Source organism: Pseudomonas haemolytica, assembly GCF_009659625.1.
Classification (GTDB): Bacteria; Pseudomonadota; Gammaproteobacteria; order Pseudomonadales; family Pseudomonadaceae; genus Aquipseudomonas; species Aquipseudomonas haemolytica.
The window spans coordinates 117,867-132,303 of record NZ_VOIW01000004.1; the positions used below are offsets into that span (position 1 = coordinate 117,867).

Genomic DNA, 14,437 nt, shown 5'->3' on the forward strand with positions numbered 1-14,437 from the left:
CTCGATGGCTGCGTCGCGGTGTTAAGCCTTACTTGGCCCCACGCTCAATCGCAAACCCGGCCCAGGTCTGACTCACCGGCATCAGCTCCAACCGGTTGATATTGACGTGCGCCGGCGTATTCATCACCCAAAAAATCGTGTCAGCGATGTCCTGCGGCTGGATCGGCTCGGCCCCGGCATAAGTGGCGTCGTAACGCGCCTGATCACCGCCGAAGCGCACCAGCGAGAACTCGCTCTCACACAGGCCCGGCTCAATGTTGGTCACACGCACGCCAGTGCCTTGCAGGTCGCAGCGCAGGTTCAACGAGAACTGCTTCACGAACGCCTTGGAGCCGCCATACACATGGCTGCCCGGGTACGGGTAGTTACCCGCGATGGAACCCAGGTTGATGATGCCGGCGCCGCGGCCATGGGCGATCAGGCGCGGCAGCAGCAGGTTGGTGGTGGTCAGCAGGCCCTTGATGTTGGTGTCGACCATGGTTTCCCAATCGTCGAGGTTGCACTTGGGCGCAGGGTCAGTGCCCACGGCCAGGCCGGCATTGTTGATGAGGCCACGTAGCTTGGCGAACGACGGTGGCAGGTTGGCGATGGCCTCTTCCATACCCTTGCGGTCCCGCACGTCCACCACCAGGCCATGCACTTCGGTCTGCTTGGAAAGCTCTTCGACCAGGGCGTTCAAGCGCTCGGCACGACGCCCCGTGAGCACCAGTTTCCAACCGGCTTCGGCAAAACGACGGGCACAGGCTTCGCCGAAACCTGAAGTGGCGCCAGTGATAAATAGCGTGTCGGACATGGTGGTCTCCTTGCGGGCATCGGGAAAAAGTTGCCAGCAGAATGCCCTTACGCCGCCTCTGCGGCAACCGCTATGCACACACCTTCACGCCTCACTGATCAATTTTTAACCAACCTGGGCAAAGCCTTATACACCGTGGCTTGCAGCCATATGCGCGCAGGTTATCCACAGCTGCGCCCACAGTCTTTGGGGGCAAGTGCAAATTGCTCTGAGCCGCTGTGTACAAGGCTTTCAGGCGGTTTTAGAAAGTTTTTTGCTTGACCTGGGCAGGGCCATATGTAGCCCCTGACAAATTCGGAAAAACACAACGATGGCTCCAGGCCAGTCATTCCGGCCTCTACGAGGGTCTTTCCAGAGTTTAGTCACAGACTTATCCACAGGTTAAGCGTACATATTCCCGTCATATACCTGTGTCTTTAAACAGGTTGACAAACCCCTCGAAGGGTCGCGAAAAAGCTGCTGGTCAAAAAACAACCTCCACGCTGTAAGCCACGTATTTAAAGGCTTACAGCCAGCTACTCCCACGTTACCCACAGCCGGTTCCACAGTGGATGGGGACAAGTCAAAACTGTGACAAAACAGGGATTTGCGGCGGCTATATGTCGCGCTTTGGAGGGTGGCTGGATTTGTTTTCCACAATTTGAAGAACGCGCTTGTGGATCACACAAAACAAATGTGGGAGGGGGCTTGCTCCCGATAGCGGTGTGTCAGTTTCAGAAGTGCTGACTGACAAATCGCTATCGGGAGCAAGCCCCCTCCCACAGGGTACTGAGTACTAGTTAGTGACCGCCAAGATAGGCGTTGCGCACTTCCTCGTTCACCAGCAACTCCTTGCCGGTACCCGTCAGGCGAATCTCGCCGTTGACCATCACGTACGCCCGATCCGACAAGCGCAGCGCATGGTTGGCATTCTGCTCCACCAAGAAGATAGTCATCCCGGTGGACGCCAGCTCGCGCAGGGTGGAGAAGATCTGCTTCACCACAATCGGCGCCAAGCCCAGGCTCGGCTCGTCCAGCAGCAACAGCTTGGGCCGGCTCATCAGCGCACGGGCGATGGCGAGCATTTGCTGCTCGCCGCCAGACATGGTCATGGCCCGCTGGTTGCGCCGCTCCTTGAGCCGTGGGAACAGCTCGAACATACGCTGCATGTCCTCGCTGGCGAACTTGTCGCCTATGGGAATGGTGCCCATCAGCAGGTTTTCCTCGACGGTCATGTCGGGGAACACCCGCCGCCCTTCCGGCGACTGCGCGATGCCGTTGGAGGCGATGTAGTGAGACGACTTGTGGGTAATGTCGACGCCGTTGTAGAGGATCTGCCCCGACTCGGCCCGAGGCTGGCCGAAGATCGACATCAGCAGCGTGGATTTACCCGCGCCGTTGGAGCCGATCAGGCTGACGGTTTCGCCTTCGTTGATGTGCAGCGAGACTTTTTTCAGGGCCTGGATCGGGCCGTAGAACACGTCCAGGTCCTTCATTTCGAGGATGGGTCCGCTCATACCAACTCCTCTTCGTCCGCGCCCAGGTAGGCAGCAATGACTTTCGGGTCGTTGCGGATCGCTTCGGGGCCGCCTTCGGCGATCACGTTGCCGTGGTCCAGCACCACGATGTGGTCGGAAATACTCATCACCATGCCCATGTCGTGTTCGATCAGCACTACCGTAAGGTCGTGTTCGTCGCGCAGCAGGCGAATCATCGCGCTGAGGGCTTCGGTTTCCTGCGGGTTGAGGCCCGCCGCGGGTTCGTCCAGGCAGATGATCTGCGGCCGGGTGCACATGGCGCGGGCGATTTCCAGGCGGCGCTGCTGGCCGTAGGAGAGCTCGCCGGCCAGGCGGTTGGCGCAGTCCACCAGGTCGACCACTTCCAACCAGTAGAAAGCATGGTCGAGGGCATCGCTTTCGGCCTTGCGGTAACCCTTGGTGTTGAGGATGCCGGCGAGCATGTTGCGGTTGACCCACATGTGTTGGGCCACCAGCAGGTTTTCCAGCACCGACATTTCCTTGAACAGGCGAATGTTCTGGAAGGTCCGTGCCAGGCCGGCGCGGTTCACCAGGTGAGTACCGCCGAACATCTTGTAGTACACGCGGCTGAGGAAGCTTTTCGGCGACACGAAGTCGACCGCCTTGAAGCGCTCTCCCAACAGCTGGATCACGTTGGTCTGCTGGCCCCGCACGTTGAGTTCGATCTTGCCGCCGCTGGCTTTGTAGAAGCCGGTGAGGCAGTTGAACACCGTGGTCTTGCCGGCGCCGTTGGGGCCGATCAGGGCGAAGATCGAGTTGCGTTCGACCTTGAGGCTCACATCGCTCAAGGCCTTGATGCCACCGAAGTGCATCATCAGGTGTTCCACGCTGAGGACAATTTCCTTGCTCATGGCGCGACCCCCTTGCGTGGCGTCACACCGGTTCGGCTGATCCGAATCAAGCCACGCGGTCGCCAGATCATCATCACCACCATCAACACGCCAAACAGCAGCACGCGGTATTCGGAGAAGCTGCGCAGCAGTTCAGGCGCAACAGTCAGTACGAACGCCGCGATCACCACGCCGACCGTTGAGCCCATGCCGCCCAACACCACGATGGCCAGGATCAACGCCGACTCGAAGAAGGTAAACGACGACGGGTTGACGAAACCCTGGTAGCTGGCAAAAAACACCCCGGCCAAACCCGCGGTGGACGCGCCGATAGTGAACGCCGAGAGCTTGACCAGTACGTGGTTCAGGCCCATGGAGCGGCAGGCGATCTCATCTTCGCGCAAGGCTTCCCAGGCACGGCCGACCGGCATGCGCGTGAGCCGGTGCTTGATGTACAGCACCGCCAGCACCACCAGGAACAGCACGATGTAGATGAACATGAATTTGATGTTGGGGTTGTAATCGAGGCCGAAGAACTCGTGGAACGGAACCCCACCTTCCTTGGCTTTACGCCCGAACTCCAGGCCGAGAAAAGTCGGCGATGGTACCGGCATACCGTTCGGGCCACCGGTGAATGACAGCCAGTTGTTGAGCACCAGGCGAATGATTTCACCAAACCCCAGGGTCACGATGGCCAGGTAGTCACCGTGCATTCGTAGCACCGGGAAGCCGAGTATGCACCCCGCCAACGCCGCCGCGATGGCCGCCAGCGGCAGCACCGTCCAGAAGCCCAGGCCGAGGTATTGATAACCCAACGCCAGGCCGTAGGCACCGATGGCGTAGAACGCCACGTAGCCCAGGTCGAGCAGCCCCGCCAGGCCCACCACGATGTTCAGCCCCAGGCCCAGCAACACGTAGATCAGCCCGAGGATGACCACAGTGAGCAGGTACTTGTTGGCGAAGATCGGGAACACAATGGCGATCACGATCAACGCGGGGATGATCCAGCGCAGCCGCGACTTGTAGTCCGGTGGCAGCACGTGCACGCCGGAGCCGCTGCTTTCGAAACCCTGCAGGATCTTCACGCCCTTGGGGGTTTGCAGGAACAGGCTGAGGGCAAAGCGGCCGGCCATCACAATGGCGACCAACGTAGCCACACGGGCAGGTTCCAGGTTGAAGCTGTAGCCGTCGAGTACCACGCCGACGATGGGGCCGAACACGATCAGCGAAATCAGCCCGGCGAGGACCGTATCGACCACACTTTTCTTGATATCGATAGATTTGGCAGCAGACATGTTTACACCTTCGCCACGAGTGGGCGACCAAGCAGGCCCTGGGGACGGAAAATCAGAATCACCACCAGCAGGGAGAAACTGAACACGTCTTTGTAGTCAGAGTTGATCAACCCCGAGAACAGCGACTCGGAGATGCCGAGGATGATCCCGCCAAGCATCGCCCCAGGCAGGGAGCCGATGCCGCCGAGTACCGCCGCGGTAAATGCCTTGATGCCGATGATGAAGCCGGCATAGAAGTCGAAGGTGCCGTAGTTCAGGGTAATGAGCACGCCGGCCAGGGCAGCCATGGCAGCACCGATGACGAACACGTAGGAGATCACGCGGTCGGTGTTGATGCCCAGGATCGAGGCCATCTTGCGGTCTTGCTGGGTGGCACGGCACATGCGGCCCAGCTTGGTGTATTTGATGATGTAGGTCAGCAAGGCCATGCCCGCGAAGGCGGCGACCAGGATGAACACCTTGGTGTACGTGAGCTGCACGAAACCGCTGCCGATATCGACGCGCCAGGCGCCAGCCAGCAGGGTTGGAATGCCTTGTTGTTTTGCGCCCTGGGCGATCTGCGCATAGTTCTGCAGGATCAGGGAAATACCGATGGCGCTGATCAGCGGTGCCAGTCGGGTTGAGTTACGCAGTGGTTTGTAGGCGACACGCTCAATGACCCAACCGTAAACGCCGGTGACGACCACGGTGAAGATCAAGGTGCCGAGAATGAGCAGCGGGAAGGATTCGATGCCGAAGTAAGCCAGCAGTGCCAGACTGATCGCCGCGAGGTAAGCGGAAATCATATAAACCTCGCCGTGGGCGAAGTTGATCATGCCGATGATGCCATAGACCATTGTGTAGCCGATGGCGATCAGGCCGTAGACCGACCCGAGGGTCAGGCCGTTGACCAGTTGCTGCAGGAAAATACCATCCATAACGCAATCTCACGCGGTGAGCACCTGCACACCAGTCGGTGTGCGGCGCTTCTGGAGGAAAAAACAGATCTCAATAACAACACCACTCCCCTGTGGGAGGGGGCTTGCTCCCGAATGCGGTGGGTCAGTCATGCATAAGTTGGCTGACACTGCGCTATCGGGAACAAACCCCCTCCCACATGGAAACTGTGGTGCTCAGCCTTACTTCTGTTTTTCCAGCTGATGGTATTTACCGTCCTTGTCCCACTGGTAAACCACATAGTCGGAGACTTTCAGGTCGCCCTTACCGTCCCACTCCTTCTTGCCCATTACCGTCTGGACCGGGTTGGCTTTGAGCCACTTGGCAGCGTCTTCGCCCTTGTTGGACTTGGCACCGTTGAAGCCAGCGGCCAGGGCCTGGATCGAGGCGTAGGCGTACAACGTGTAGCCTTCAGGCTCTACGCCGGCTTTGCGGAATTGCTCCACCACCGCCTTGCTGTCGGGCAGCAGGCGTGGGTCGGCGCCGAAGGTCATGTAGACGCCATCCACGTACTGCGCACCACCGGCGGTTGCCACCAGTTCGTCGGTCACTACGCCGTCATCGGACATGAACTTGACGTCTTTGAGGCCCGCTTCACGGATCTGGCGCACCAATGGGCCGGCTTCCGGATGCAAGCCGCCGAAGTACACGACGTCGGCGCCCAGGGAGCGGATCTTGGTGACCAGGGCACTGAAGTCTTTCTCGCCGCGGGTCAGGCCTTCTTCCAGCACCGGCTTGACGCCGCGCTTGGTCAACTGGGCAGCGGTGGCGTCGGCCAGGCCTTTGCCGTAGGTGTCCTTGTCGTTGATGACTGCGACTTTCTTGCCCTTGAGCACGTCGACGATGTAGTCGCCGGCGACGATGCCTTGCTGGTCGTCACGCCCGCACATGCGGAACATCGCGCCCAGGCCGCGTTCGGTCACTTGTGGGTTGGTTGAGCCTGGGGTGATGGCGATGATGCCGGCTTCGTCGTAGACCTCAGACGCCGGGATGGTGTTCGACGAGCAGAAGTGCCCGACCACACCGATCACTTTGTCCTGGTCCGCCAGGCGGTTGGCCACGGCCACGGCTTGCTTGGGTTCGCAGGCGTCATCGCCGGCGACCAGCTTGATCTGCTCGCCGTTGATGCCACCGGCCTTGTTGATAACGTCGGCTGCCGCCTGGGCACCCTTCATGTACTGCTCACCGAAAGCGGCGTTGGCGCCCGTCATCGGGCCCGCCACACCAATCTTCACATCAGCTTGAACAAACGTTGAAACACCCAGCGCCGCTGCAACGGCGAGGGCCAGAAAACCTTTCTTGTAAAACGTCTGGGACATGAGTGGTGCTCCGATATTTTTGATTTTTGGCACGACAACTTGCATTCAAACCTTTCACCGAAAGCTCAGAGCAAGCCGCGTGCCATTACGTTTTTATTCTTCAAAAAGACACGGTGTCATTGTTATTACAGGCGTTTCGACGCCTTTTGCCAGGACGTGCAACCGTCTAGCGTGTGTGGGTGCAACCAGCGGATCAAAAAAGTACAACCCTGGCGGGTCGCACCTGCAACCGGAGGGATAAACGACAGTTCCTACACCTGTAACAATGTGCGTAACGGAACTGCACATTTACAGTGCGTGATTGCTACAACTTGCACCAATACAGATGGGTAGCCTGCTAAGAAAATGCAGGCTTCTGACAGGTATTTCGCTGATCAGATCACGATCCTCATGCATTGCCCGGCGTGATACAGCGAGAACCCGGCTTCATACAGGCAACTGCGCAGGCCCGCCCCGACCAACGGTTGCATGGGGGCAAAGGGGATCGGCAGCGCCTGGGGGTCCTGGTGACACAGATAGTCGGCAAACGCCTTGCCCACCACGCTGCCGGTGGTTACGCCACGCCCGTTATAGCCGGTGACCGCCACCAGGCCAGGGGCAGGCTCGAACAGGCGCATCAGGTGGTCGGGGGTAAACGCGATGCAGCCGGTCCAGGTGCATTCCCATTGCACCGATTTGAGGTAGGGGAAGTAGTGCTGTTGCACCCGATCGGCCCACGCCTTGAGGAACCAGGCCGGTTTCTGGTTGCCGTTGCCCAGGCTGCCCAGCAACAGGCGGCCATCGGCATCACGGCGAATGCTGCTCAGCACCTGACGTGTATCCCAGGAGCCCTGGCCGCCAGGGAGGATCTGCCCGGCGGCTGCATCGGTCAGCGGTGCCGACGCCACCTGGTAGTAATAGCCAGGAAAGAAGTTACGCCGCAACTCGGTCCATTCGCCTTCGGTGTAGGCATTGGAGGCAATCACCACCTGTTCGGCCTGCACCGCACCCTCGGCGGTCTGCACCAACCAGTCGCCACCTTGGCGCTCAAGCTGGGTGACCGGGGAGTGGTCGAACAACTGCCCGCCCAGCGCTGCGGCGGCATTCGCCAAGCCTGTGGTGTAGGCCATGGGATTCAAGGTGCCGGCGCGTCGATCCAGCAATGCGGCGGCGATTTTCCTGGTCCCCGTGGCTTGCTCGCACGCTTGCCCGGTCAGTAACTCAACTGGAGCGCCACGGCGTTTCCATTGCTCTTCACGGCTGCGCAAGTCCGCCTCGCCACGGGCGTTATGAGCCATGTGCAAGGTGCCTTCACGGCGTAGTTGGCAATCGATGTTGTATTTGTCGATCAGGCTGAACACCAGAGACGGCGCCGCGCCTAACATGCGGTTGAGTTGGCTGCCAACCGCCGTGCCGAACCCGGCTTCGATCTCATCTGGTGGGATCCACATGCCGGCATTGACCAACCCGACGTTGCGCCCCGAACCGCCATGGCCGGTGCGATGGGCCTCCAGCACGGCAACGCTTTTACCCTGCTCCAGCAAATGAATGGCCGCCGACAAACCGGTGATACCGGCACCGATCACGCAGACATCCACCTTGAGCGCGCCCCTGAGCGCGGCACGATCCGGCCGGCCGGGGGTGAGGTGTTCCCATAAACATGTTTCGCGTAAAGGCATTGCCAGACTCCGTAGAGGACCTAACAAACAGCTATTTTTTAAGTTGTGAACCCAATCACATGTGGGAGGGGGCTTGCTCCCGATAGCGGTGGATCAGTTGTACATCTGCTGACTGACACGCCGCCATCGGGAGCAAGCCCCCTCCCACATTTTGACCTCACTTCGACCTGAGGGATTAGTCGAAAGTGATGCCTTGTGCCAATGGCAGCTCGAGCGAATAGTTCACGGTATTGGTCTGCCGGCGCATGTACCCACGCCACGCATCCGACCCCGACTCACGCCCACCGCCGGTCTCTTTCTCACCACCAAACGCGCCACCAATCTCCGCGCCGCTCGGGCCGATGTTGACGTTGGCGATGCCGCAGTCGCTGCCCACGGCCGACATGAATTGCTCGGCTTCACGCACATCGGTGGTGAAGATGCACGACGACAGGCCCTGAGGCACGGCGTTGTTCAGGCGCAAGGCTTCGGCGAAGTCGGTGTAGCCGACCACGTAGAGAATCGGCGCGAAGGTCTCGGTACACACCACATCGCTTTGCTCGGGCATTTCCACAATCGCCGGCGATACGTAGTAGGCGTCAGGGAATTTGTCTTGCAGTTGGCGCTTGCCGCCGAACACCTTGCCGCCTTCGCTCAAGGCTTGCTCCAGGGCGTCCTGCATGTTGTCAAAGCCCTGCTTGTCGATCAGCGGGCCGATCAGGTTGCCTTCCAGCGGGTGGCCGATGCGCACCTTGGAATAGGCGGCCTTGAGGCGAGTGACGATGTCTTCCTTGACCGACTCATGGGCGATCAACCGGCGCAGGGTGGTGCAGCGTTGGCCGGCGGTGCCGACGGCGCTGAACAGGATGGCGCGCACGGCCATGTCCAGGTCGGCGCTCGGGCCAAGGATCATGGCGTTGTTGCCGCCCAGCTCGAGGATGCTGCGAGCGAAGCGTGCGGCGACTTTCGGCGCCACTTCGCGGCCCATGCGGGTGCTGCCGGTGGCGCTGATCAGGGCGACACGCGGGTCATCCACCAGCGCGGCGCCGGCGTCGCGACCGCCGATGACCACTTGGCTGAGGTACTCGGGGGCACCGTCGAATTTTTTCAGCACGCGCTCGAACAACGCCTGGCAGGCCAGTGCGGTGAGCGGGGTCTTTTCCGACGGCTTCCAGATCACCGCGTTCCCGCACACAAGGGCCAGGGTGGTGTTCCACGCCCACACGGCCACCGGGAAGTTGAAGGCGCTGATCACACCGACCACGCCCAGCGGGTGCCAGGTTTCACGCATGTGGTGGCCTGGGCGCTCGGAGGCGATGGTCAAGCCGTAAAGCTGACGCGACAGGCCGACGGCGAAGTCGCAGATGTCGATCATTTCCTGCACTTCACCCAAGCCCTCCTGGGTGATCTTGCCGGCTTCCCACGACACCAGCTCACCCAGGTCGGCCTTGTATTCGCGCAGTACATCGCCAAACTGGCGCACCAGCTCGCCGCGCCGCGGGGCCGGTACCTTGCGCCAGGCCTCGAATGCATGCTCGGCGCGACTGACCTGCTGCTCCACCTCGGCGGCGCCTTCCCAGTGCACACTGCCGATACGGCTGCCATCAATCGGCGAATGCACGGGTTGTTTCCCCGCCTGGTACAGCGCTGGGTTTACCCCGAGACGATCAAGCAATGCAGCAACCATGGGTCACTCCTTCAAACCATAAACGACAAAATGTGCGCCGCGGCCCGCACGGCGATCCAGGCCTCATTTGTAGCTGGCCCAAGACTTGCCAACAAACGACGATTAGGCGAGATATCATTCCGTTTATTCATGCAAACAATAAAAAGAGGCATGCCGTGCTGAATAAAAGACATTTGCCCTCGATCACCGCCCTGCAGTGTTTCGAAGCTGCCACCCGCCACCTGAGCTTCACCCGCGCCGCCGAGGAACTGAACCTGACGCAAAGCGCGGTGAGCAAACAGGTGGCGCAGTTGGAAGAGCTGCTGCAACACCTGCTGTTTCGCCGGGTGCGCCGCCGGTTGCAGATGACTCCGGCGGGCGATCTGTACCTGGTGGAAGTGCGCAAGATCCTCACGCAGGTGGAGATGTCCACCCATTACCTGCGCTCCTACGGCGGCGAGACCGAAGTGCTGCGCGTGTCCACGCCCTACACTTTCGGCGCACGCTGGCTGGTGCCGCGCTTGAAAGGCTGGCGCCTGCGCCACCCGCAGATCCACCTGGACCTGTGCAACGAGCAGGAGCCGGACGAGCTGCTGCAAGGCAAGGCCGACCTGGCGTTCTATTTCGGCCAGGGCGCACGCCCGGGCACCGAAAGCCTGAAGCTGTTCGGTGAAGAGCTGGTGCCTGTATGTTCACCCGACAGCCTGCCCGCCCTGCCCTTCACCGCCCCCACACAACTGAGCGACCTGGTGCTGCTGCAAAACGCATCGCGGCCCCAGGGCTGGCATGACTGGTTTGCCAGCCAGGGCTTTCATACCGAGCACAGCTATCACGGGCCACGGTTCGACACGTTTTATATGTGCATTCGGGCCGCGCAGGTGGGCTGTGGCGTGGCGCTGTTGCCGCGCTTTCTGGTGGAAGAGGAATTGGCCGAGGGCAAGCTGGTGATCCCCTGGCAGCATGCAATGCCGAGCCAGGATGCTTACTATCTGGCTTATCCGGAACATTCGGCGGAAGTGCCCAAGGTGCGCGAATTTGTGAAATGGATGCTGGAGCAGGTTATTTAGTGCCTGGTTTACCGCCATCGGGAGCAAGCCCCCTCCCACAGTTGGAATGCGTTTCAAATGTGGGAGGGGGCTTGCTCCCGATGAGGCCGGTGGCCTCACTGAAAAAATCACTGGCAAAACCCCACAGGTCTATGCGCCACTAGCTCCCTTCCTTAATTGTGCGTAAAGGCCGGCGCCCATCGCCGACCCGTCTGGAGATTCCCGTTATGAGCGAGAGTGTGTTTGCCGATCGCATCGTGCAGAACCTGCTCGACACCGACTTCTACAAGCTGACCATGATGCAGGCGGTGCTGCACAACTACCCGAATGTGGAAGTTGAATGGGAGTTCCGTTGCCGCAACAGCGAAGACCTGCGCCCGTACCTGGCAGAGATCCGCTACCAGATCGAGCGCCTCGCCGAGCTGAGCCTGAGCCCGGACCAGCTGGGTTTCCTGGAACGCATCAGCTTTATGAAGCCAGACTTCCTGCGCTTTCTCGGGCTGTTCCGCTTCAACCTGCGCTACGTGCAGACCGGCATCGAGAACGGCGAACTGTTTATCCGCCTGCGTGGGCCGTGGCTGCATGTGATCCTGTTTGAAGTGCCGATGCTGGCCATCGTCAGCGAAGTGCGGAACCGCTACCGCTATCAGACCGTGATCCTCGAACAGGCGCGCGAGCAGCTGTACCGCAAGTTCGATTGGCTGACGGCGAATGCCAGCAGCGATGAACTCTCGGAGCTGCAAGTGGCAGACTTCGGTACGCGCCGACGCTTTTCCTATCGCGTACAGGAAGAAGTGGTCAGCGTGCTCAAACATGATTTTCCCGGGCGCTTTGTCGGCACCAGCAACGTGCACCTGGCCCGCGAGTTCGATATGAAGCCGTTGGGCACCATGGCCCACGAATGGATCATGGCCCACCAGCAACTCGGCCCACGCCTGATCGACAGCCAGATCGCCGCCCTGGATTGCTGGGTACGCGAGTACCGTGGCCTGCTGGGCATCGCCCTGACCGACTGCATCACCACTGACGCCTTCCTCGGCGACTTCGACTTGTACTTCGCCAAGCTGTTCGACGGCCTGCGTCACGACTCCGGCGACCCGATCCAGTGGGCGGAAAAAGCCATTGCCCACTACCACAAGCTCGGCATCGAACCGATGAGCAAGACCCTGGTGTTCTCCGACAGCCTGACGCTGCCAAAGGCCCTGGAGATTTTCCGCGCACTGCGGGGTCGGATCAATGTGAGCTTTGGTATCGGCACCAACCTGACCTGCGACATTCCGGGGGTGGAACCGATGAGCATCGTGCTTAAAATGACCGCCTGCAATGGCCAGCCCGTCGCCAAGATCTCCGATGAAGCGGGCAAGACCCATTGCACCGACCCGAATTTTGTCGCTTATTTGCGTCACGTTTTCAAAGTACCTGCCCTTTCCAGCAAGGAGTGAATCATGCAAGCCGTACAGCGTGAGATTGCGCAGCAGCTCAAGGTCCAAGCGCCGTTCAACGACCAGGCCAGCCTTGAAGCCGAGATCGCCCGACGCGTGAGCTTTATCCAGGACTGCCTGCGAAATTCCGGGCTCAAGGCCCTGGTGCTGGGCATCAGCGGCGGCGTCGACTCCCTGACCGCCGGCCTGCTGGCCCAACGTTCGATGCAGGAACTGCGCGCCAGCACCGGCGACGAGGCTTACCGTTTTATCGCCGTGCGCCTGCCCTACGAAACCCAGTTCGACGAACACGACGCCCAGGCCTCGGTGGACTTTATCGAGCCGGACGAGCGCCACACCGTCAACATCGGCCCGGCGGTCAAAGCCCTGGCTGATGAAGTGGCCGCGTTTGAGGGCAAGGCGGCGGTGTCCCGTGATTTCGTGTTGGGCAACACCAAGGCGCGTATGCGCATGGTGGCGCAGTACACCATCGCGGGTGCGGCCGGTGGGCTGGTGATCGGTACCGACCACGCGGCGGAAGCGGTGATGGGTTTCTTCACCAAGTTCGGTGATGGTGCCTGTGATCTGGCGCCATTGAGCGGGCTGGTGAAGAACCAGGTGCGTGCGATTGCCCGGCACTTTGGTGCGCCCGAATCGCTGGTGGAGAAGATCCCGACGGCGGACCTGGAAGACTTGTCGCCGGGCAAGCCGGACGAAGCGTCACATGGCGTGACCTATGCAGAGATTGATGCGTTTCTGCACGGTGAGCCGGTGCGTGAGGAAGCGTTCAGGATTATCTGCGAGACGTATCGAAAGACTGAGCATAAGCGGGTGATGCCATTTGCGCCTTGAGGTCAGCCAGATAGTTTTGCATTGATTGCCAGAATGCCATCGGGGGCAAGCCCCCTCCCACATTTGAATGTATTCACAAATCAAAGTGTGGGAGGGGGCTTGCCCCCGATGAACGATAACGCGGTGTTACTTGACGGTCACAGTGCCTTTCATCATCGAGATGTGGCCTGGGAACGAGCAGAAGAAGCTGTACTTCTCATCGGCCTTCAGCTTGGAGACGTCAAAGGACACCGAATCTTTCTCGCCAGCACCGATGATCTTGGTGTGGGCAATGATGCGATCGTCGCCTGGCTTGAGGTAGTCCTTGTCGATGCCGGCAGCCATGCCGTCGGTAGCGACTGGTTGCATGTTGGCTTCAGTGGTCAATACCCAGTTATGCCCCATCACGTTTTTCGGCAGGTTGCCCGAGTGAGTCAGCTCAACGGTGAACGTCTTGCAGCTTTTGTCGATTTCAATGGCTTTGGTATTGAAGGACATCTGATCGGTGGAGTCGACGGTGACCTTGCACTCTGCAGCAAGCAACTGGCCGCTCGCCAGAGTCAGCAGGGAAACAGCAACGAGTTTGGCAAACATGTGAATCTCCAAGGCAGGGTTTAGAAAACGCGTATTGCGACAAGGGTGCCTCAAGCAGGCTTGAATTCTTATGATCTGAATCAACAGATTGTATACAACTTTAGGCTATCAGATTGATCAACACAATCAACCAGCCAAAGTGCCGCAGGCTGCCTATGATCGGCTCATTCCCCACTGGAGTGCGCACCATGCACCTTAACCACCTGTTCAACGGCCTGCTGGCCGCGTACGCCTGCGGTAAGTGAAGGCGAAAGGCACCTTGAAGCTGCTACCATGACGACCCAAGGCAGCTGCGCGCCGCCCACCCTCACCTTCGACCCTAGAGGATCGCCCATGGCCAAACCTAATTACTCCTTCGCCAAACGTCAGAGAGACTTGGCCAAGGAACAGAAGAAAGAGGAAAAGCTGCAACGCAAGAAAGCCGCTGCAGACGAAGAAGCAGGCGCACTGAACCCGGATGCCGAAGGTGAAGTGGCGACTGACGAGACCGAAACTCCGAAAGACCCGGCGGAATAAATTTTGTTGGGGTGAGCAGGCCCTTCCTGCTCACCA

General features: G+C 59.9%; 13 protein-coding genes. 4 read left to right on the forward strand and 9 right to left on the reverse strand.

The annotated features are described in order from the left end of the window. Positions 1 to 28 precede the first annotated feature (28 nt). The 8 genes from FRT59_RS14415 to amaB form a co-directional block, all read right to left on the reverse strand. Positions 29 to 793, reverse strand: a complete 765-nt coding sequence (locus tag FRT59_RS14415; protein WP_034117471.1) for an SDR family oxidoreductase — start codon at positions 791 to 793, stop codon at positions 29 to 31. A gap of 779 nt (positions 794 to 1,572) precedes the next feature. Then, positions 1,573 to 2,289, reverse strand: coding sequence for an ABC transporter ATP-binding protein (locus tag FRT59_RS14420; protein ID WP_034117470.1), 717 nt, complete (start codon positions 2,287 to 2,289; stop codon positions 1,573 to 1,575). After that, entirely contained in the window at positions 2,286 to 3,161 is an 876-nt protein-coding gene (locus FRT59_RS14425) for an ABC transporter ATP-binding protein (protein ID WP_153871521.1), read from the reverse strand. Before FRT59_RS14425 ends, FRT59_RS14420 begins: the two co-directional genes overlap by 4 nt. Further along, positions 3,158 to 4,435, reverse strand: coding sequence for a high-affinity branched-chain amino acid ABC transporter permease LivM (gene livM / locus FRT59_RS14430; protein ID WP_153871522.1), 1,278 nt, complete (start codon positions 4,433 to 4,435; stop codon positions 3,158 to 3,160). Before livM ends, FRT59_RS14425 begins: the two co-directional genes overlap by 4 nt. A 2-nt stretch (positions 4,436 to 4,437) precedes the next feature. Next, the gene (locus tag FRT59_RS14435; protein WP_003236186.1) at positions 4,438 to 5,352 is read right to left on the reverse strand and encodes an ABC transporter permease subunit; all 915 of its coding nucleotides are present in this window, start codon (positions 5,350 to 5,352) and stop codon (positions 4,438 to 4,440) included. A gap of 201 nt (positions 5,353 to 5,553) precedes the next feature. Further along, positions 5,554 to 6,690: a branched-chain amino acid ABC transporter substrate-binding protein gene (locus FRT59_RS14440; protein WP_153871523.1), complete on the reverse strand. Its 1,137-nt coding sequence runs from the start codon at positions 6,688 to 6,690 to the stop codon at positions 5,554 to 5,556. Between the two features lie 374 nt (positions 6,691 to 7,064). Beyond that, positions 7,065 to 8,348: an L-pipecolate oxidase gene (amaA, locus tag FRT59_RS14445; protein ID WP_153871524.1), complete on the reverse strand. Its 1,284-nt coding sequence runs from the start codon at positions 8,346 to 8,348 to the stop codon at positions 7,065 to 7,067. Positions 8,349 to 8,523: 175 nt separating this feature from the next. Next, positions 8,524 to 10,014, reverse strand: a complete 1,491-nt coding sequence (amaB, locus tag FRT59_RS14450) for an L-piperidine-6-carboxylate dehydrogenase (protein ID WP_153838747.1) — start codon at positions 10,012 to 10,014, stop codon at positions 8,524 to 8,526. 155 nt (positions 10,015 to 10,169) lie between these two features. Here amaB and FRT59_RS14455 point away from each other — a divergent pair, with 155 nt between their 5' ends. The 3 genes from FRT59_RS14455 to nadE all read left to right on the forward strand — a co-directional run bounded on the left by FRT59_RS14455 (position 10,170) and on the right by nadE (position 13,312). After that, entirely contained in the window at positions 10,170 to 11,060 is an 891-nt protein-coding gene (locus FRT59_RS14455; RefSeq protein WP_034117464.1) for a LysR family transcriptional regulator, read from the forward strand. 206 nt (positions 11,061 to 11,266) lie between these two features. Next, positions 11,267 to 12,481 carry a nicotinate phosphoribosyltransferase gene (gene pncB / locus FRT59_RS14460; protein WP_003188094.1) on the forward strand — a complete coding sequence of 405 codons (1,215 nt, stop codon included), beginning with the start codon at positions 11,267 to 11,269 and terminating at the stop codon, positions 12,479 to 12,481. A gap of 3 nt (positions 12,482 to 12,484) precedes the next feature. After that, complete coding sequence (nadE, locus tag FRT59_RS14465) at positions 12,485 to 13,312, forward strand: ammonia-dependent NAD(+) synthetase (RefSeq protein WP_153838746.1); 828 nt, start codon at positions 12,485 to 12,487, stop codon at positions 13,310 to 13,312. 126 nt (positions 13,313 to 13,438) lie between these two features. Here the strand turns inward: nadE and azu are convergent, their stop codons facing one another. Then, positions 13,439 to 13,885, reverse strand: a complete 447-nt coding sequence (gene azu / locus FRT59_RS14470) for an azurin (RefSeq protein ID WP_153871525.1) — start codon at positions 13,883 to 13,885, stop codon at positions 13,439 to 13,441. 333 nt (positions 13,886 to 14,218) lie between these two features. Here azu and FRT59_RS14475 point away from each other — a divergent pair, with 333 nt between their 5' ends. Further along, complete coding sequence (locus tag FRT59_RS14475; protein ID WP_034117461.1) at positions 14,219 to 14,401, forward strand: hypothetical protein; 183 nt, start codon at positions 14,219 to 14,221, stop codon at positions 14,399 to 14,401. Positions 14,402 to 14,437 lie beyond the last annotated feature (36 nt).